This window comes from Sulfurospirillum halorespirans DSM 13726, assembly GCF_001723605.1.
Classification (GTDB): domain Bacteria; phylum Campylobacterota; class Campylobacteria; order Campylobacterales; family Sulfurospirillaceae; genus Sulfurospirillum; species Sulfurospirillum halorespirans.
Map to the genome: position 1 here is coordinate 2,237,981 of NZ_CP017111.1, position 19,169 is coordinate 2,257,149.

The 19,169-nt window shown below is 39.4% G+C and carries 17 protein-coding genes and 1 pseudogene; 4 read left to right on the forward strand and 14 right to left on the reverse strand.

Going from position 1 to position 19,169, the window contains the following annotated elements:
- Nucleotides 1-2: 2 nt before the first annotated feature.
- Genes SHALO_RS11160 through SHALO_RS11220 form a run of 13 tightly spaced genes read right to left on the reverse strand, consistent with a single transcriptional unit; the run spans nucleotide 3 to nucleotide 13,871 of the window.
- Nucleotides 3-1,787 carry a thiamine pyrophosphate-binding protein gene (locus SHALO_RS11160; protein ID WP_069478598.1) on the reverse strand — a complete coding sequence of 595 codons (1,785 nt, stop codon included), beginning with the start codon at nucleotides 1,785-1,787 and terminating at the stop codon, nucleotides 3-5.
- Nucleotides 1,784-2,896, reverse strand: a complete 1,113-nt coding sequence (rfbG, locus tag SHALO_RS11165; protein ID WP_238585238.1) for a CDP-glucose 4,6-dehydratase — start codon at nucleotides 2,894-2,896, stop codon at nucleotides 1,784-1,786. Before rfbG ends, SHALO_RS11160 begins: the two co-directional genes overlap by 4 nt.
- Nucleotides 2,881-3,654 (reverse strand): glucose-1-phosphate cytidylyltransferase, encoded by a 774-nt coding sequence (gene rfbF / locus SHALO_RS11170; protein ID WP_069478599.1) that lies wholly within the window; start codon nucleotides 3,652-3,654, stop codon nucleotides 2,881-2,883. The genes rfbG and rfbF overlap by 16 nt, the downstream gene beginning before the upstream one ends.
- A 13-nt stretch (nucleotides 3,655-3,667) precedes the next feature.
- Nucleotides 3,668-4,621, reverse strand: coding sequence for a GDP-L-fucose synthase family protein (locus SHALO_RS11175; protein WP_069478600.1), 954 nt, complete (start codon nucleotides 4,619-4,621; stop codon nucleotides 3,668-3,670).
- Nucleotides 4,614-5,372, reverse strand: coding sequence for a nucleotidyltransferase domain-containing protein (locus tag SHALO_RS15215; protein ID WP_084010890.1), 759 nt, complete (start codon nucleotides 5,370-5,372; stop codon nucleotides 4,614-4,616). The genes SHALO_RS11175 and SHALO_RS15215 overlap by 8 nt, the downstream gene beginning before the upstream one ends.
- Nucleotides 5,373-5,380: 8 nt before the next feature.
- Nucleotides 5,381-6,499 (reverse strand): GDP-mannose 4,6-dehydratase, encoded by a 1,119-nt coding sequence (gene gmd / locus SHALO_RS11185; protein ID WP_069478601.1) that lies wholly within the window; start codon nucleotides 6,497-6,499, stop codon nucleotides 5,381-5,383.
- Nucleotides 6,496-7,827 (reverse strand): mannose-1-phosphate guanylyltransferase/mannose-6-phosphate isomerase, encoded by a 1,332-nt coding sequence (locus SHALO_RS11190; protein ID WP_069478602.1) that lies wholly within the window; start codon nucleotides 7,825-7,827, stop codon nucleotides 6,496-6,498. The genes gmd and SHALO_RS11190 overlap by 4 nt, the downstream gene beginning before the upstream one ends.
- A gap of 11 nt (nucleotides 7,828-7,838) precedes the next feature.
- Nucleotides 7,839-9,005 (reverse strand): nucleotide sugar dehydrogenase, encoded by a 1,167-nt coding sequence (locus SHALO_RS11195; RefSeq protein WP_069478603.1) that lies wholly within the window; start codon nucleotides 9,003-9,005, stop codon nucleotides 7,839-7,841.
- Nucleotides 9,006-9,018: 13 nt separating this feature from the next.
- Entirely contained in the window at nucleotides 9,019-9,837 is an 819-nt protein-coding gene (locus SHALO_RS11200; protein WP_069478604.1) for a DNA ligase, read from the reverse strand.
- On the reverse strand, nucleotides 9,838-10,860 hold the full coding sequence (gene rfbB / locus SHALO_RS11205; RefSeq protein ID WP_069478605.1) for a dTDP-glucose 4,6-dehydratase: 1,023 nt from the start codon (nucleotides 10,858-10,860) through the stop codon (nucleotides 9,838-9,840).
- Nucleotides 10,857-11,720, reverse strand: a complete 864-nt coding sequence (gene rfbA / locus SHALO_RS11210) for a glucose-1-phosphate thymidylyltransferase RfbA (RefSeq protein ID WP_069478606.1) — start codon at nucleotides 11,718-11,720, stop codon at nucleotides 10,857-10,859. Before rfbA ends, rfbB begins: the two co-directional genes overlap by 4 nt.
- Before the next feature lies 1 nt (nucleotide 11,721).
- Complete coding sequence (locus SHALO_RS11215) at nucleotides 11,722-13,092, reverse strand: phosphomannomutase/phosphoglucomutase (protein WP_069478607.1); 1,371 nt, start codon at nucleotides 13,090-13,092, stop codon at nucleotides 11,722-11,724.
- Nucleotides 13,089-13,871 (reverse strand): 3'-5' exonuclease, encoded by a 783-nt coding sequence (locus SHALO_RS11220; RefSeq protein ID WP_069478608.1) that lies wholly within the window; start codon nucleotides 13,869-13,871, stop codon nucleotides 13,089-13,091. Before SHALO_RS11220 ends, SHALO_RS11215 begins: the two co-directional genes overlap by 4 nt.
- Before the next feature lie 63 nt (nucleotides 13,872-13,934).
- On the opposite strand from SHALO_RS11220, the pseudogene SHALO_RS15550 reads away from it, so the two are divergent.
- From SHALO_RS15550 to SHALO_RS11240, 3 genes and pseudogenes are all read left to right on the forward strand, one after another.
- Nucleotides 13,935-14,824 (forward strand): annotated as a pseudogene (locus SHALO_RS15550) (lysophospholipid acyltransferase family protein).
- A complete protein-coding gene (locus SHALO_RS11235; RefSeq protein ID WP_069478611.1) occupies nucleotides 14,821-15,714 on the forward strand; it encodes an ELM1/GtrOC1 family putative glycosyltransferase in 894 nt (297 codons plus the stop codon). Before SHALO_RS15550 ends, SHALO_RS11235 begins: the two are co-directional and overlap by 4 nt.
- A complete protein-coding gene (locus SHALO_RS11240; protein WP_069478612.1) occupies nucleotides 15,711-16,814 on the forward strand; it encodes a glycosyltransferase family 4 protein in 1,104 nt (367 codons plus the stop codon). The genes SHALO_RS11235 and SHALO_RS11240 overlap by 4 nt, the downstream gene beginning before the upstream one ends.
- On the opposite strand, the gene SHALO_RS11245 is transcribed toward SHALO_RS11240, so the two are convergent.
- Nucleotides 16,787-18,016, reverse strand: coding sequence for an O-antigen ligase family protein (locus SHALO_RS11245; protein WP_069478613.1), 1,230 nt, complete (start codon nucleotides 18,014-18,016; stop codon nucleotides 16,787-16,789). The two genes, SHALO_RS11240 and SHALO_RS11245, sit on opposite strands and share 28 nt — an antisense overlap.
- Before the next feature lie 148 nt (nucleotides 18,017-18,164).
- On the opposite strand from SHALO_RS11245, the gene SHALO_RS11250 reads away from it, so the two are divergent.
- A complete protein-coding gene (locus SHALO_RS11250; protein ID WP_069478614.1) occupies nucleotides 18,165-19,139 on the forward strand; it encodes a glycosyltransferase family 4 protein in 975 nt (324 codons plus the stop codon).
- The last annotated feature ends 30 nt before the right edge of the window (nucleotides 19,140-19,169 follow it).

Sequence of the window (19,169 nt, forward strand, 5' to 3'; positions counted from 1 at the left end):
GGTTAAAACTCCATATTGATATTTTCTTCGTACTCACTTCTTGGCAAGAACGGAAACATATCATCGTATGGCATAGAAACCATTTTCCCATCATCCAATTTTTTAGAAGCAACCCTAGGTATCAATAATTGATTTGTAGGTGTCATAACTTCAAAAATAACAGGCCCATTATAGGCAATAAGCTCTTTTATCTTTTCATTCATTTCACCAATATTTGATACACCGATATATTTAATTCCATACAACGTAGCCACTTTTTCCATAGATGGAGTGGAAACGCCAGTTGCGCTGCTTTCCCCTATAAGTCGGCCTTCCATAAAATTATTTTGAGTATGTCGTATTAAAAGGTAGCCATTATTATTTAGAATAATTGTTTTTATCGGTAGATTATAATAGGCAATTGTTTGAAATTCTTGTAAATTCATCTGTATAGAACCATCACCACTAATACAATAAACATCTTTTCCTTCATCCTTAGCCGACGCTGCTACACCAATAGAAGCAGGACTATAACCCATCGTTGAAAGTCCACCTGTAATAATATGTCTTTGACCAAATTTGATTTTAAATGCTTGTGCATGAACATGAAAACACGACCCCGTATCTGTAACAATGACAGCATTTTTATCTAAATATTCTGAAAAAACTCTCATAAAATGATAGGAATTAACCCCTTCTGTTTCATTGACATATTCAGGTAAATCAACAGGATATTTTTCTTTCCATTCTTGCGCTTTTCTCAACCATGTGATATAAGATTCTTGATTTGGCTTAAATTGATCCAAAAGAAGTTTCATACACACTTTAACATCACACAATACCTTAATCGCTTTATCAACAGAAGGTTTTTCAAATTCTTTTGGATCAATTTCTACAAGGATGATTTTTGAATTTGGTGCAAAGGCTTGATAATCATGTCCAATAAGACCAATACTAAGTCGAGAGCCTAATACAAGTAAAACATCAGAATTTTGCACGGTAAAATTGCCTGCCCTATCACCATATGTGCCTGGTTTGCCTATAAAGTTGGGATGTTCATGATCTAAAATATCCATACCCATTCTTGTAGTAACGATAGGTATGCCAAATGTATCTGCAATTAAATTTGCCTCTTTTACGGCATCAGCTTGTTGTACACCAGCACCCATTAAGATAACAGGTCTTTTTGCTTTTTTTAATTCTTGAATAATTACTTCAATATTACAAGCTTTACTGTTCACAGATGCAGTATCGGGAATAAAACCATCATACAAATCTGGATCGAATGTAGCCCCTTGTATATCAAGAGGACATTCAATCCACACTGGTCCAAATGGAGCTTGATGCGCCATAAAAATAGCTTTTTCTATATTGTATTTTATTTTACGAATATCATCTAAAATAACTGCAAATTTAGTTACTTGCTCAAAGATAGGTAATGTATTAAACCCTTGTAAAGAAAATTGTCTTGGAGCCGTTACGTGTACCTGTTCAACCTTAGATTGTCCCGAGACAATAATACAAGGAGATCGATCAACATATGCACCAACCACTCCTGTTAAAGTATTGAGCGCCGCAGGGCCTGCAGTGACATAAACAACCCCTATTTTTTTAGAATATCTAGCATATGCTTCAGCAGCCATTGTTGCGGCTTGTTCATGGTGAAAAAAGTAGGTATCTAATGTATCTTTTTGTTTATAAACAGCGTCTGTCAAGTGCATAATCATTCCACCCGTAATCATGAAAAGTTTATTTCCACTAACTTCTGCCAATTTTTGTGTTAAATAATCTGCAACTCGAATATTCATGATTGACTCCACTCAATATTTTTCTTTTTTGCATCAGCAATATAAGTCTCTAAATCTTCTTTCGTCAAAATTTCATTTTTTTCGTAAAAGGCTTTATACCATTTCACGGTCTTTTCAAATGTCTTTTCACTATCCCACACATCTTTCCAATGAAGCTTTATATGCGCTTTTGAACAATCGAGTTTTAAAAGGTTTGCTTCATGAAGCTGATTTGGATCACGATTGATTTCATAGTCAATTTTGTCCCAATGCTGCTTTACATGTAAGACAACTTCTTCAACACAGATACTTCCTTCATCACTGGGTCCAAAGTTCCAAGCTTCTGCAAATTCTACTTTTTCTTCAAGCAGTTTTTGCCCTACATGTAAATACCCGCTAAGTGATTCAAGCACATGTTGCCAAGGTCTCGTTGCTTTGGGATTGCGGATGCTCACTTTTTTACCTTGTGAGACAGAAAGCATAATATCTGTAATAAGTCTATCTTGCGCCCAATCTCCGCCACCAATAACATTACCGGCTCGACATGTTGCAAGCAGTGTTTGGTGAGATTTTTTATATTCTTGTATATTAAAATAAGAGTTACGATAAGAGTTGGCTAACAAGTCTGCACATCCCTTTGAAGCGCTATAAGGGTCATACCCACCCATAGGGTCATTTTCTCTATATCCCCAAATCCATTCTCTGTTTTCATAAGCTTTATCACTCGTGATATTCACAATAGCTTTGACTTGATATTTGCGGCACACTTCAAAGACTTTAAGCGTTCCTATCACATTGGTTTCATAAGTTTCTATCGGATTTGAATAAGAAGGTCTGACCAATGCTTGTGCTGCCAGATGAAATACGATATCTGGCTGATACGTTGCAAATGTTTTATCTAACGTTTCTAAGTCTCGTATATCGCCCATAATCGAAACAATATCGAGATCAAGCAGTGCTATATGATTTGGTGTTGTAGGTGCTTCTAGGGAGTAACCTATAACATTAGCGCCCATATGTTTTAGCCAATACACAAGCCACGAACCTTTAAAACCTGTATGTCCTGTGACTAAAACGGTTTTATCTTTATACATTCCACCAAAAAGAGACTGCATTACCATACTTTCCATGGAGCTTTGTTCTCTTTCCAGAGTTTATTGAGTTTTTGATTATCTCTTAGGGTATCCATCGGTTGCCAAAACCCTTCATGTTTATAGGCAAACATCTCGCCATCTTTAGCTAAATTTTGTAATGGAGCTTGCTCAAACACACAACTTTCATCTTCACTAATATAATCAAATACCTTAGGTTCACAGACAAAGAAACCTCCATTGATCCATCCAGCTTCTGTCTTTGGTTTTTCTATAAAACTTTTGATATTCATCATCTCATCAATCGCAAGATTTCCAAATCTGGCCTCTGGTTGAATCGCTGACATCGTGAGGGCTTTTCCATGCTTTTGATGAAAGGCTACCGTTTTTGCAATATCAATATCACTCACGCCATCTCCATAGGTCAATAAAAAAGGCTCGTCTCCTATATACTTCTGAGCACGTTTAATACGACCCCCAGTCATAGTATCAAGACCTGTATCAACAAGGGTGACTTTCCACGGTTCACTGGTGTTGTTGTGAACTTGCAAACTATTGGTTTGAAGATCTATTGTGACATCACTTTGGTGTAAAAAATAGTTCGCAAAATATTCTTTAATGTAATAGCCTTTGTATCCAAGAAGGACAACAAATTCATTAAAGCCATAATGGGAATAAATCTTCATGATATGCCACAATATGGGCTTACCACCAATCTCAACCATTGGTTTTGGTTTAAGATCCGTCTCTTCTGAAATACGTGTTCCATATCCACCTGCTAATAATACGACTTTCATCAAATAATCCTACCTATTTTTTATACAGTTTATAAACGGTTTTAACACCCTCCTCCAATTCCACTTTATGCTTCCACCCCAAAGCATGCAGTTTTGAAGAATCGGAGAGTTTTACCATGGTTCCATCAGGTTTTGAGGTATTGTAAACAAGGTTTCCTTCATATCCAATAATGTTTTGAATCAATTCTGCTAATTCTTGAATACTAATATCTTTACCTGTACCGATATTGATATGGGTATTGCGTATTTCATGTTTGTCTTTGGAAAGGTCTTTAAAATCAACTTTTTCCATAATAAAGACACATGCGTCTGCCATATCTTCGGAGTATAAAAACTCTCGTCTTGGCTTTCCGCTTCCCCAAATTTCAACTTCTTTGTCCTTGCGTTGTTTTGCTTCATGAATTTTGCGAATAAGCGCAGGGAGAACATGGGATGTTTGCAGATCGAAGTTGTCATTAGGTCCATAAAGATTTGTAGGCATGACGGAGATGAAGTTGGTACCGTATTGAAGATTGTAACTCTCACACATTTTGATACCTGAAATTTTGGCTATGGCATAAGGCTCATTCGTATATTCAAGCTCACTTGTGAGCAAAGAGTCTTCATTCATTGGTTGTGGTGCATTTTTAGGGTAAATACATGTGGAGCCTAAAAAGAGCAGTTTTTGAACACCATGAACATAGCTTTGATGAATGACATTATTTTGGATTTGTGTGTTTTCGTAGATAAAATCAGCTCTGTAGGTATTGTTCGCAACAATGCCTCCGACTTTAGCAGCGGCAAGAATAACATACTCAGGTTTTTCGCGTTCAAAAAAGAGCGAAACTGCTTGTTGATTGGTTAAATCAAGCTCGGCATGAGTTCGAGTCACAATGTTGTTATACCCTTTACATGTAAGGTTTTTCACAATAGCAGAACCCACAAGCCCTCGGTGCCCTGCGACATAAATTTTGCTGGTTTTATTCATGAGGCATCTCAACTTTATAGTTATTTTTCAAATTTTCAAAAATATGTTTTAGCGTATCAAACTGTGCGAAGATATCATTAATCGCTTGACTCATCGCTTCAGGCTCATCATCATATTGATGGGCAATATTATTTCTAACTTTTCTTAAAAGTATCCAATCTTCAGCACTGGTAAGAATTTCTCTTTTTTCTAGTTCATGCAAGAAATCTAAAAAACTTAACTTTTGAAAATCAGGATTGTAATTTTGCAAAATTAGTTTGAAGATTTTATCGCCTATCGTATCTTGTAGCTTTGAAAATCTAAATAAAAATTGATCGATATTTTTCACTTCTTCATCTGTTAAATTGCTATATTGATGATGAGAAAGGGGTAATATCTCTTTCGTTACGTCATAAGCTTTTTTCATTCTTTGTAAATGCTTTTCACATTCTTGAAAATATTTTTGAAGTTTAATTTGATCCATATTTAATTCCACCTTGTGCTTGTGAATCTCTTGCTCTATGAGCCTAGTATCATCTCTTTGAAACACTACATCAACTTTTTGCTCGCCTATTTTTTCCTCAAGTTTGATTAAAAATACGGTTTTTTTTGAGTAGATATCTTCACTATAAGGAACATCCAAAAAAAGGTCAATATCACCACCTTTTTGTGTATCGTCTGCACGACTACCAAAAAGATATATTTTTCCCTGTCCAAATACCTCTTTAAATGTCATAACAATAGATTCGACTTCAAAAAATGATAAACGCATGTTTGTCCTTACTCAAAATAACTCATAATTTTATAGCCACCCTCTTTGAGGTAGACATCTTTGGTCATCAGTTTAAGATCAGATTTCATCATATCATTGACCAAATCTTCAAGATTGTGCTCCCTCGTCCATCCTAACTTTTGCTCTGCTTTACTTGGATCACCCAAAAGCAGATCAACTTCGGTTGGTCTAAAATAGCGTGGATCAACCGCTACAACCTCTTTGCCAATTTCAACCTGATAGAGTGGATTTGAACACGATTTTACAACACCAATTTCATTCACACCTTCGCCTTTAAACTCAAGCTCAATGCCACAGTATCCAAATGCCATGCGTACAAAGTCACGCACCATTGTTGTAGTTCCTGTTGCGATTACCCAATCTTCTGGCTCATCTGCTTGAAGGATCATCCACATCATACGCACGTAATCTTTTGCATGTCCCCAGTCACGTTTGGCATTGAGATTGCCAAGGTAAAGTTTATCTTGCAATCCAAGCGCGATTTTACTCGCCGCTCGTGTGATTTTACGGGTGACAAATGTCTCGCCACGAACAGGACTTTCATGGTTAAATAAAATACCATTACACGCAAACATACCATACGCTTCTCGGTAATTCACAGTAATCCAATACGCATACATTTTAGCCACGGCATAAGGACTTCTCGGATAAAACGGTGTGGTCTCTTTTTGAGGGGTTTCTTGCACTTTTCCGTAAAGTTCGGAGGTGCTCGCTTGATAGATTTTTGTCTTTTTCTCCAATCCTAAAAGACGCACTGCTTCTAAGATACGAAGCGTTCCTGTGCCATCAGCATTGGCTACGTATTCAGGTGTTTCAAATGAAACAGCCACGTGACTCATCGCCGCAAGATTATAGATCTCATCAGGCTGTGTCTCTTGGATAATACGCGTTAAATTCATACTATCGGTCATATCACCGTGATGCAAAATGAGATTTCTATTTTCAACATGGGGATCTTGATAGAGATGGTCGATTCTATCGGTATTGAAAAGTGAACTTCGTCTTTTTAGACCATGGACGATGTAACCTTTTTTGAGCAAAAATTCTGCTAAATAACTCCCATCTTGTCCTGTAATTCCTGTAATGAGTGCTACTTTTTGATTCATACATTTTCCCTTTTATAATCATCTTCTATTCTTACAATATCATCTTCGCCCGTGTAGCTTCCCACTTGCGCTTCAATCAGCACAATAGGAATTTTACCCTGATTTTCAAGACGGTGAATCTCTCCTGCTTTAATATACGTCGATTCATTCTCTCTTACGATATACGTCTTATCTTCCACTTGAACCGTTGCCGTTCCACTGACCACGATCCAGTGTTCATTTCGGTGGAAATGCTTTTGAAGACTCAGCCTTTTACCGGGTTTGACCATAATTTTTTTAATTTTATAGCCCGGTTTATCTTCTAAAACACTGTACGTTCCCCAAGGTCTATGCACCGTTGCATGGGTTGTGGTAAGCTCAAGATTTTCTTTTTTGAGCCTCGTTACAATCTCTTTAACCTTTTGAGAACTCCCTTTTTGGCTAATCAACAGTGCATCTTCGGTATCAATTACAATTAAGTCGTGTACATCAATGAGACTTACATGTTTGTTGGACATAATAAAATTATTGCTCTCATCATTGTCTAATTCATGGCAGAGCGCATCAAAACTTCCCACATCACTCCAACCGATATCGCTGGGTATCACTTTCACTTTTTGGCTTTTTTCCATCACCGCATAATCAATGCTATCTTCAGGAATACAGAGCATATCCTCATGAAGAATACGAATCATGCCATCACTCTTAGCATTTTCATACGCTGTTTTACATGTAAGAAAAATCTGCGGTGCATACGCTTCAAGTTCGCTCAAAAAAACGCCTGCTTTAAAGCAGAACATCCCACTGTTCCAGTAGTAATTGCCCGCTTTAACATACGCCTCTGCTGTTTTACAATTAGGTTTTTCATGAAAAGCTTTGACATCAGTGCCACTTGCTTCAATATATCCAAACCCTGTTTCAGCAAAAGTGGGTTTGATACCAAAGGTGACTAAAAAGCCCTCTTTCGCTAAGATTTCAGCTTCCACAATCGCTTTTTCATACGCTAGTTGGTCTTTAATCAAATGATCGCTTGGTGTTACTAAAACAATCTCTTCTTTACCTAAAGCCATACACGCAAGTGCAATTGCAGGAGCTGTATTGCGACCAATGGGTTCAAGCAAATAGCGATTATTGACTTTTTTAAGCTCTTCAAGTTGATCGAGGGCTAAAAAATATTGCTCACTATTTGAGACAATCAATTGCTCACTGCAAAGAGTACTATTTCGCTCAACAGTCAGCTGAAAAAGCGATTTATGATTGAAAAGTTTTACAAACTGTTTGGGCATCAAAGTACGGCTTAGTGGCCATAGTCTTGTGCCGCTTCCTCCGCAAAGTATTAAGTTAATCACATTTTTCCTTTTTAATCTTTACCAAAGAGATCCCTCGTATACACTTTTTCTTTAACATCTTCAAGTTCAGGCATTAAACGATTCGCCACAATGACATCGCATAGCTTTTTAAATTCGTCTAAGTTTTTAACCACGCGTGAATGAAAAAAGCTCTCCTCTTCAAGAACAGGCTCATACACCACGACTTCAATTCCCTTAGCTTTAATACGTTTCATCACGCCTTGAATCGAAGAGGTTCGAAAGTTATCACTTCCCGCTTTCATAATGAGGCGATAAATCCCTACAATTTTTGGGTTTTTTTTGATGATAGAATCTGCAATAAAATCTTTACGCGTACTATTGGAATCCACAATAGCGCGAATGAGATTATTGGGCACTTCATTGTAGTTGGCTAAGAGTTGCTTGGTGTCTTTGGGCAAGCAGTATCCACCATAGCCAAAGGAAGGATTGTTGTAAAAATTCCCAATGCGAGGGTCTAAACAAACACCTTCGATGATCTCTTTGGTGTTCAATCCATGAATTTGCGCGTAGGAGTCAAGCTCATTAAAAAAGGCAACGCGCATGGCGAGGTAGGTGTTGGCGAAGAGTTTGATGGCTTCGGCTTCGGTTGATTCTGTAAACTCAATCGCAATATCTTTTTTTAAAGCGCCCTCTACGAGTAAGGCTGCGAATTTTTGTGCTCGTTCGCTCTTCTCTCCCACCACAATACGTGAAGGGTAAAGATTGTCATACAAGGCTTTGCCTTCACGTAAAAATTCAGGGGCAAAAATAATATTTTGAGTATTGAAACGCTCACGTACACTTTTGGTATACCCCACAGGAATGGTTGATTTGATCACCATCGTTGCGCTCGGATTATAGGTCAAAATATCCTTAATGACACTCTCAATCGACTTTGTATTAAAATAATTCGTCTCAGGGTCATAGTCTGTTGGTGTTGCGATGATAATAAACTCCGCATTTTCATACGCCTCTTGTTTATCCAGCGTCGCTTTAAAATGAAGTGGTTTTTCTCTTAAGTATTCTTCAATCTCTTTATCTTCAATCGGAGAGATTTTGGCATTGATCATATCTATTTTTTCAGGAACGATATCAAGAGCGACCACTTCATGATGTTGTGCCAATAAAATACCGTTTGAAAGCCCGACATACCCTGTTCCTACAATGGCTATTTTCATTAAATTATCATCCTTATATCTCTTCTTTAATTCTCACATACACAGGAAAACGTGGCTTTCCACCTTTGGTAATCTCTTGAAATTTATAGGTGATCTTCGAGCCAATGGAGGGAGGATTTTTGCGCTCCGTGTCACTGAAACCTGAGCCGATATCAAACATCACACCTTCATCGTTTTTACATGTAAGCGAACCAAAACTGTTTTTATACTTTCCCTCACCCTTATGATGCTCCACCACTTCGCATTCGGCATCTTGGAAACTTTTTACTTTCAGGCTGTTTGGGTCGCGCTTAGAAACGTACTTGCTATCAGGATGGCGAACCACAACGCCCTCACCTCCACCTTTTTCAACCTCGGCAAGGAAGCTTTTAAGTGCTTCATTATCTTTACATGTAAACTGTTTTGCAATTCTAAGATAATCCGCTTGATTGAGTTTGAGATAATACTCCAACTTCACTAAACGCTGGATCAAACCGCCATTTTCAGTAGGCACATCAAAGGCGTAAAAAGCAATATTTTTCCATCCATCGTGCGGCTCTTTTTTCTTGACGATGGAGATGATATTTTCAAAATCGCCTCGTTTACTCCAAAGCTCACCATCCACAGCAAAAGGAGGAAATCCTTCGGTAAACCAAGCAGGAGCGGCAAGTTCAATACCGCCACGGGAGATCAGTTTTTGCCCATCCCAGTAGGCTCTCACGCCATCCATTTTCTCACTCATAAGCCACCCTGAGACATCTTGCCCATTCCACTCTTGCAACAGCAGCAGTTCAGGATTCGCGCCAAACAGCGCACTTATCAAAACGAGCCACGAGAGAATCAATCGCTTCATTTAGACCTCAACCGTATATTTTTTCAAATACCATTGAATCGTTTTAAGAATGCCCGATTCAAAGTTTTCTTCCGCTTCCCAGCCCAGTTTGGTCTCAATTTTCGTCGCATCAATCGCATAACGTCTATCGTGCCCTGCTCTATCTTCGACAAAAGCGATTTGCTCTTTGTACGAGGTCGCTTTGGGTTTTAAGGTATCTAGGATTTCACAGATTTTATGCGCGATATAGAGATTATCTCGCTCATTGCGTCCACCGATATTATACGTTTCACCTCTGTTTCCTTCATGAAAGACAAGGTCGATTCCTTTGCAATGATCTAAGACATACAGCCAATCGCGGATATTTTGACCATCGCCGTAAATCGGAATGGGTTGATTGCTTAGCGCTTTTCGTATGATGGTAGGAATGAGTTTTTCATCGTGTTGTTTAGGGCCGTAGTTATTGGAACAATTGGTGATGACCGTATTCATTCCATAGGTGTGATGGTAGGCTCGTACGATCATATCGCTTCCTGCTTTAGATGCGGAGTAAGGCGAATTAGGTGCGTAAGAGGTAGATTCTGTAAAAAGCCCCGTAGCACCAAGGGTTCCATACACTTCATCGGTAGAGATATGATGAAAACGACACTCTTCGTAACCCTCTTTCAACACAAAGGGTTTTTCCATCCAGGTTTTATACGCCACGTCAAGGAGCGTAAACGTTCCATTGACATTGGTCTCTATAAAAACGCCTGGATTTTTAATGGAGTTATCCACATGCGATTCTGCGGCGAAGTGAATCACGCCTTGGATAGAATATTTTTCAAACAAGGATTCGACTAAAGTACGATCACAAATATCACCCTCTACAAAGGTGTAACGAGGTTCATCTGCAACTTCACTGAGGTTTTCTACGTTGCCCGCATAGGTGAGAAGGTCTAGGTTAATGAGGTGATACTCTTGGTATTGATCTAAAAAATAAGGGACAAAGTTTGAGCCGATAAACCCTGCACAGCCAGTAACTAAGATGTACTTTTGACTCATTTAATCAACTCCTTAAGGTATTCACCGTATCCATTTTTACTCAGAGGTTTTGCAATCTCTAAGACTTGTTCTTTTGTGATCCATCCATAATGATACGCGATCTCTTCCAAACAAGCAATTTTAAAACCTTGACGTTTTTCAATCGTTTGCACAAACAATCCAGCTTCCAACAGACTCTCATGCGTTCCTGTATCAAGCCAGGCAAAACCACGACCTAACACTTCTACATGTAAATCGCCTCGTTTAAGATAAGCTTCATTAACATCGGTAATTTCAAGTTCGCCTCGATGAGAAGGTTTAACCGCTTTAGCGATCTTAATCACATCGTTATCGTAAAAATAAAGTCCCGTCACGGCAAAAGGTGATTTGGGGTTGAGAGGTTTTTCCTCAATGCTAATCGCTTTTTGATTTTCATCAAACTCCACCACACCAAAACGTTGTGGATCTTTGACCTTATATCCAAAAACAATCGCGCCTTTGCCTAACTTGGCGGCATTTTGCAACAAGGGTGTAAACCCCTGACCATAAAAGATATTGTCCCCCAAAATAAGACAGACGCTATCATTACCAATAAATTCCTCGCCTAAAAGAAACGCTTGCGCCAATCCATCGGGGCTGGGTTGAATTTTATACGAAAGCGAAATGCCCCAACGTGAACCATCGCCAAACAGATCTTCAAACTTGCCAATATCCTGAGACGTTGAAATAATCAAAATTTCGCGAATTCCCGCTAGCATCAACACAGAGAGCGGATAATAGATCATCGGCTTATCGTAAATGGGCAACAACTGTTTGCTGATCGATTGGGTGACAGGATAAAGCCTTGTGCCACTTCCACCTGCTAAGATGATGCCTTTCATATTAGTGTAACTCTGCTTTAGCGGTTGCGATAAGCTCGTTCAGTTTTTTCTCATACAATTTTGCATTATCCGCATTCGTTGATTCAAAACGCGTGACAAGGACTGGCGTTGTATTACTAGCCCTAACCAAGCCCCAACCATCGTTAAAGATAACTCTGACACCATCGACATCGACGATTTCTTTAATGGCAGGAAAATCTTTTGGAGGGTTTTTCAAAAGCTCTTTGACTTTGTCAACTAAGGGGAATTTTTCACTCTCATTCGTTTCAACTTTGAGCTCTTCGGTGGAGTAAACGACAGGAAGTTTTGCGATCTCTGCATCGACATCTAACCCATTTTTAACCATTTCTATCATACGAAGTGTGGCATAAATAGCGTCATCATAACCAAAATAACGGTCATTAAAAAAGAGGTGTCCGCTCACTTCAGCTGCAAAATCAGCATTAGTTTTAGCGATCATCACTTTGAGATTACTGTGACCTGTTTTGTACATAATCGCCTTGCCACGTTTGTTAATCTCATCGTACATGACTTGAGAACATTTCACTTCGCCAATGACGGTTGGGTTTTTCATAGCGCTGGAGAAAAGAATCGCCATGATGTCACCTTTGACATTGTTGTGCTTCGTTAAAAATGCCAATCTATCGGCATCGCCATCATACGCAAAGCCAAGCGCATACTCGCCTTCAAGCTCTTTTTTGATGTCTTTGAGGTTTTTCTCTACGGTTGGATCGGGATGATGATTTGGAAACGTGCCATCGGGGTCTGTAAATAACCCTTTACATGTAAAGTCCAACGCTTTGAAAACATCTTGGACGACAACACCTGCCACGCCATTGCCACAGTCATAGACAAACGGCTGTTTAAACCCTTTAAGGTGGTCAAACTCTTTAATCAAATAGGCGATATAACGCTCTTTGGCATTAATAAAGGCAGAACTCAAATCATCTTCGATTTCCATCGCATAATTCTGGATAATCTCACGACCAAGGGCATAAATATCTTCACCAAAAAAGGGCTTTTTATCAATCGTAATTTTAAAACCATTGTATTCACTTGGGTTGTGAGAACCTGTGATCATAATCGAAGCATTCGGCGTTACACCATCAAAATCTTGAAAGTTGCTGAAGTAATTGACAGGCGTTGCAACGAGTCCCATCGTAAGCACGTTACAGCCAGCTTTGTTGAGTCCGCTGGTGAGATACTCACACAAAATCGGTGAATGCGAACGCGCGTCATAGCCAATCGCAACATTTTTGCCCACTTTAACAATCTGTTTTCCTAAAAAATACCCAATTAATTTGACTGTCTGCTCGTTCAACTCTTTTTCGTAAATACCTCTAATGTCATACTCTCTAAAAATCGTTTTCAATGGTTCTCCTTGTACAATTCTTCTTCAATTGCGATGCCAAAAACATCCGTATAGGACTTTTCAACCCGTAAATTTTCCTGCATTGTAACCAATGCACGCTGATAGTCCTCTATAATGAGGTTGCCTTTGAGTAGTTCATACTTCAAAAAAAGCCAATACGTGTTAAGCACATCGCTTTCGCAATACTCTTTGATTTTTTCTATTTCACCCGCATAATAAAGCTCCATCACTTGATCGCCATGGACATCGTATTTGCCAGGAAGTCCCACCATTGAACAGACATGATCGAGTTTAAGCCCGCGCACCGCGCCAAATTCGCACAGATGATCGAGTAAATCCACATGAAAACGGTCTGAATAGCGCGCACGGTAATTTTCCCATTTGTTTTTATTCAGCTCTTTGTTATCTTGCTCAAAATAAGCGTTACATGTAAGATTGTATTGCATCGCGCGAAGAAGTGGCATATCAAAACTACGCCCATTAAAACTCACCAACTTTGGATTGTGTTTGTTGATGAAGCCTAAAAAGCTTTTGATCATCTCCTGTTCGCTGTTTCCCTCAATGCTACTCACCTTGCGAAAGATGCCAAAATCATCAGCAATAACCGCCGAAATCGCCACAATTTTATGAAACGACAGCGGTAAAAAACTGCTTCCACTCTTCTGCTCTTGCTCTTTTTGCGCTAAAAGTGAGACCTCAAGATCGTCTCCTTCAAGGCTCAGGACGCTTCGAATTAGCTTGGTATCAGGGATAGTTTCAATATCGAACACACAGATCATTAAGTACCTCTTTGGCTCAGTTTAGCTACAATTTTACCTTAATTCAATTTTGAAAGTGATGAGATGAGAATTTTTTTGGAATACTACGCCCTCAAAGGTGTTCTACTCTTAACCAAATTGTTGCCAATACCTTTGATTTATGGGTTTTGTAAGCTTCTAGCAACACTTTTTTTTACGCTCGATAAGCGAAGACGTACCATTACCCTCCAAAACTTAGCCCTTGCCTACCCCCATAAAACAGAAGACGAACGCTACACATTGGCAAAAAATATTTATAAAAGTGTTGCCATCAGCATTGCAGAAATGCTTCTTATGATGCACCAACGACTCGACATCGATGCCATGGTTTCAAACTATGAAGAAGCGCTTCATGAGTTAAAGCTCTATTTTGACGATGTAAACAGAGGTAAACTCCTTCTTACCGCACATTTTGGTAACTGGGAATTGCTGGCACACTTTCTCGCAAAACATGGCTATCCTATGGTCGTCATCGGGCGTAAAGGCAATAATCACCTCATTGAAGAGCACATCACAACCCCTTTTCGTACACGCTATGGCAACACGCTTGCCCATAAAAGCAAAGCTATGGCGGCCATTGTGCGTGTCTTAAACCAAAAAAAATCGCAGGAATGCTGATCGATCAAAAATCAGGTGGCTCCAGTAGCATTAAAATCAATTTCTTTGGTCACCCTGCCGATACGATCAACTCGATCGGTCTGCTTAAACTTCGCTATGATCCTTCCGTTGTTCCACTTTTTATGGCGCGTCAAAGCAATGGGCGCTACAAGCTCATCATCGGATCAACCCAAGAGATTGCGTTGCCAGAGGAGCTTAACGAAACGGAGAAGATTAAACGTCTCACCCAACACTACAACGACATCATCGAAGCGGTTATCAAAGAGTACCCCGAGCAGTGGTTTTGGATGCACGATCGATGGAGACTCTTTAAGTGACCCTGCTTATTTTAAGCGATGGGCGCATGGGGCACCTCAACCAGTCTATCGCCCTTGCCAAACACCTTGGAGCTCACTACGAGATACGCTCTGTGCACTTTACATGTAAAGCGTACAAACTGCTCTCTTACCTGCTTGATCGTCTTAAAATGTACACCCCTTCTTTGTTTAAACTGGATCAGCCTCTAACGCAAAACTACGATGGTATCGTCTCGGCAGGTTCAAGCACGTATTATGCGAACAAAACGCTTTCTCGAAAGCTTGGCATCAAATCTGTCACGATGATGCTTCCGCAAAGTTACCGTTATGATTTTGATCTGATCTTTGCGCAAGCACACGACAATCCGCCAAAACAAACTAACATCATCACCCTTCCTGCCAATTTTAGTTACGTGGAACCTAAAGGACTTTTTGCACCTAAAGGCAAATCGGTGGGGATTATTATCGGTGGAAATAATGCGCTTTTCAGGATGGATAAAGCCCATCTCAAAAGCCAGCTTGACTTCATTTTTGAACAATTTCAAGGCTGTGAAATCGCTGTGACCACGTCTCCAAGGACACCTAAAGAGATTGAAAAATTGGTAGGAAACTACCCTTTTGCGTACAGCGTGATTTTTTCAAACACTAAGATCAATCCCATTGCCGATTTTGTAGCGCATTGTGAGGTCGTTTTCATCACGATTGACTCCACATCAATGATCAGCGAAGCGATCAGTTATGGCACCTCATGCGTTGAGATACTGCCACTGGGAAAAACGCAAAACAATAAATTTTTCACGATGACCCAAACCCTTGAAAAAGAGGGATATCTGCACCTTTTTGATGGCACTCTCGCTCATAATAGTCGAAAAATAGACTTTAACCACTACGCACAAAAGGTAAACGCATGAAAATCGTTCAACTCATCCCAGAACTGAATGAAGGTGGCGTAGAGAGAGGGGTCGTTGAGCTCTCACGCGAACTCGTTAAGTTGGGATTTGAGAGTGTTGTGATCAGCAACGGTGGCAAATTGGTCGAACAATTAGAACGTGATGGATCGTTACATGTAAAGGTCAATGTCTGCTCCAAAAACGTTCTCACTGCACCTTGGCGTATCTGGAAACTCTACCAAGCCCTTCAAAATATCAAGCCCGATCTTTTACATGTAAGAAGTCGCGTGCCTGCGTGGATGGTCTTTTTTGCCAATAAACTGTTGCACCTTCCCATCGTTTCAACCGTACATGGCTTTAACTCGGTCAATCGCTACAGCGCCATTATGGTTAAAGCAGATCAGATTATCTGCGCTAGCTCTTTTTTAAAGACACATATCATTAAGCATTTTCATGCCGATCCTTCCAAGATTCACCTGATTCCAAGAGGGATTGACTTTAACTATTTCAATACCCATGAATTAGATACGAAGTTTATGGAGACCTTTCAACACGAGCATCATTTAACCCATAAGCGTGTTATTTTGCATGTGGCACGCATTACACACTGGAAAGATCAAGCCACTACGATTCGCGCTTTTTTAGAGCTTCGTGCGAAGAGAGATGACATCAAGCTCTTTTTTGTGGGCGGCATTGATCCTAAGCGTCTCTCCTATTTTGAGGAACTTCAACGTTTAGTTTTCGATTCTGATTTTGCGAAAGATATTGTTTTTCTAGGAAGCCAATCCAAAATGAAAGAGCTTTACGCATTAGCGGACCTTACGATCTCCGCTTCCACCAAACCCGAAACCTTTGGACGCGCTAATGTCGAGAGCCTTGCGATGGGCGTACCCCTTTTGGCAACACCGATTGGTGCGACACAAGATTATATTAAAGAGGGCGAAACAGGATTTTTCTTTGAGCCAAAAAATCACACTTCGTTAGCAAGTCTGATGCAAAAAGCACTCGAATATCCCTTTAATAAACAGAAAATTCAAGCGTTTGCCAAAACGCATTTTTCGCTCGAACAGATGGTAGAAAAAAATGTGGCGATTTACACCACATTCTCTTCTGATTTATAAGGCCTCTTTTCCTGCAAATATGCCTTTTGATAATTGAAAATCATCGCAAAGACAGAAATTGATAAAATCATAAAGAAGGACCACGTTCCACTTGAGAGCGAAAATCCACTATTGAGTAGCGAGAAAGAGTACCACACGCCCATACTTCCGATTAAAACAACAGAACCTGAGCGGTAGACTATTTTTGCAATTGTAAAAAGTAAGAAAAGGGCAAATGCAATTCCCACAAGACCTTGTTCTGCTAGAATATCCATCCATGGACTATGCGCATGAAATTGTCCTTCTCCCGTTTTGGGATTGATCTCATGACTTTCAAAAGAGTCTTTGTAATATTCAAACTGCCTATCGCGAAAATTTTTAAAACCAACCCCTAAAATTGGGTTATCTTTAAACTCCTCAAAGGCTGTTAGCCAAATAGAAACACGTGTATGTTTTTGATCTTCAAAGGGATGTGCCAATGTTAAGATGCGTGCTTGCAGTTGAGGTGTCATAGAGACAACAACCGCTGAGATGACTAAAAAACTGCCTAATGCCATAAAGGCCCATTTACGATACGGGCTGACCCAGGCAATGAATGGTAAAAAGATGGCGAGTAAAAGCAATGGTCCTCGTGCTCCCGATAAAGGTATCGTTAAAAGCATACCCATCAGTACCACACCATAGAGAAGATACTCTTTTGTTCTCTGTCCCTTCAGTGCTAATAAAGCACCAAAAAAACCAATCCAAAGAGGAAAACTGTATGCAAAAATTCTGTTATGACCAAACAAATCCGTCACACGTGAGGCTTGGATCGGCGTACCAAAAAGATTAAAACCAATAATAAATTGAATAAGGGCATTCGCCACAATAAACAAAATAACAATCATTTGAACGCGTATATAACGATCGATATAGGCTTTGGTTATAAACGTTGATTTGATGGCAACATAAAGCAAACACCATAAAAAAACTTGAAGTGCGCTACTCATGGCACTGTAGGGATTCACTGCCCACAACGCACTGCTAAAGATGTACGAACACCAACATGCTAAGGCAATAAAAATGGGATCATTAAAAACATCCCAACGCCTTTTTACAATCACATCAATTAAAAAAACCAAAACGATCACCCCAGTCACAGCCTTATAAGACTTTCCAATGAAAAAGCTAAGGGAGAGTAGGTAAAACAGATATTCTAAAATTTTATCGCGATTTATTGCCATGTGTATCCTTTATGCCACGTTAACTGTGCGCAGGAATTATAGCAGATTGAAAAACCTCCTGCAAATATTCTGCACACTTATTTTAGGTCGTTATCATTGAAAATGGGTTATACTTGAAGCTCTAAGCTTGTTTTATTGAGGATATTTTATGCTTCACTATCTTTTTAGACACAATAAAGATTATTCACGTTTTAATATTATCAAACACCTCTTAAAAGATCTTACATGTAAAAATGATATTTTTATCTTATTGCCTTTTTCCAAGAACCAGTTTTTCAAACATTTTTTTAAACGTAACCGCATTGTCAATGATTTTTTTATCTCAAACTATGACACCTATGTCAATGATAGAGAAAAAATCAGCCCATACAATCCAAGGGCATGGTGGAAATACCTTCAAGATTGGGTTAATTTTAAATTCTCAAAGTATCTTCTCTGCGATACTCAAGCACATTTTGACTATTGGCAAAAACTCTTTGGAACCTTTAAAGGAGAGCATTTTGTCTTACCGGTTTTAGCCGATACCTCGCTTTACTATCCTGCAAAAGATCCCATCATACATGAACCAAAACGTATTCTATTTTATGGCTCTTTTATCCCTTTACATGGTATTGATGTTATCTTAAAAGCTTTCGCACTGCTTGAAAAAGAGCAGATTGCTTTTCAAGCGCAGGTGATTGGCAAAGGGCAAATGTTTTCAGCAATGAAAGCGTTATATGAAAAACTTCATCTTTGCAATGTCGAAATGAATGGTCTTTTTATGAATGAACAAGCACTGGTCGATGAGATACGAAAAGCTGACATCGTTCTTGGTATCTTTGGACATAGCCAAAAAGCTTTTTCAGTGATTCCCAATAAAGCATACCAAGCACTTGCCTGTCAAAAGGCACTGATTACGATGACGACCCCTACGATGTATGAATTTTTTAATGATCATGAAATCCTTATGTGTCCAAATACCCCCGAAGCGTTAGCAGAGGCGATGAAAAAACTGATCAACGACACGGCATTATTGCAACAGTATCAAACCAATGGCTACCAAGCCTTTAGCGAGCTGTATCAACAGACGCAAAAACGTTTTGAGCATTTTATTCACACGATAGATCAGTCATTAGGCTCATAACCCAAATGATGCTATCAACGTTACATGTAA

Excerpts from the sequence above, each read along its gene's own strand:
- SHALO_RS11160 (WP_069478598.1), bottom strand. The coding sequence starts at position 1,787 with ATGAATATTCGAGTTGCAGATTATTTAACACAAAAATTGGCAGAAGTT.
- rfbG (WP_238585238.1), bottom strand. The coding sequence starts at position 2,896 with ATGGAAAGTATGGTAATGCAGTCTCTTTTTGGTGGAATGTATAAAGAT.
- rfbF (WP_069478599.1), bottom strand. The coding sequence starts at position 3,654 with ATGAAAGTCGTATTATTAGCAGGTGGATATGGAACACGTATTTCAGAA.
- SHALO_RS11175 (WP_069478600.1), bottom strand. The coding sequence starts at position 4,621 with ATGAATAAAACCAGCAAAATTTATGTCGCAGGGCACCGAGGGCTTGTG.
- SHALO_RS15215 (WP_084010890.1), bottom strand. The coding sequence starts at position 5,372 with ATGCGTTTATCATTTTTTGAAGTCGAATCTATTGTTATGACATTTAAA.
- gmd (WP_069478601.1), bottom strand. The coding sequence starts at position 6,499 with ATGAATCAAAAAGTAGCACTCATTACAGGAATTACAGGACAAGATGGG.
- SHALO_RS11195 (WP_069478603.1), bottom strand. The coding sequence starts at position 9,005 with ATGAAAATAGCCATTGTAGGAACAGGGTATGTCGGGCTTTCAAACGGT.
- SHALO_RS11200 (WP_069478604.1), bottom strand. The coding sequence starts at position 9,837 with ATGAAGCGATTGATTCTCTCGTGGCTCGTTTTGATAAGTGCGCTGTTT.
- rfbB (WP_069478605.1), bottom strand. The coding sequence starts at position 10,860 with ATGAGTCAAAAGTACATCTTAGTTACTGGCTGTGCAGGGTTTATCGGC.
- rfbA (WP_069478606.1), bottom strand. The coding sequence starts at position 11,720 with ATGAAAGGCATCATCTTAGCAGGTGGAAGTGGCACAAGGCTTTATCCT.
- SHALO_RS11220 (WP_069478608.1), bottom strand. The coding sequence starts at position 13,871 with ATGATCTGTGTGTTCGATATTGAAACTATCCCTGATACCAAGCTAATT.
- SHALO_RS11240 (WP_069478612.1), top strand. The coding sequence starts at position 15,711 with ATGAAAATCGTTCAACTCATCCCAGAACTGAATGAAGGTGGCGTAGAG.
- SHALO_RS11245 (WP_069478613.1), bottom strand. The coding sequence starts at position 18,016 with ATGGCAATAAATCGCGATAAAATTTTAGAATATCTGTTTTACCTACTC.
- SHALO_RS11250 (WP_069478614.1), top strand. The coding sequence starts at position 18,165 with ATGCTTCACTATCTTTTTAGACACAATAAAGATTATTCACGTTTTAAT.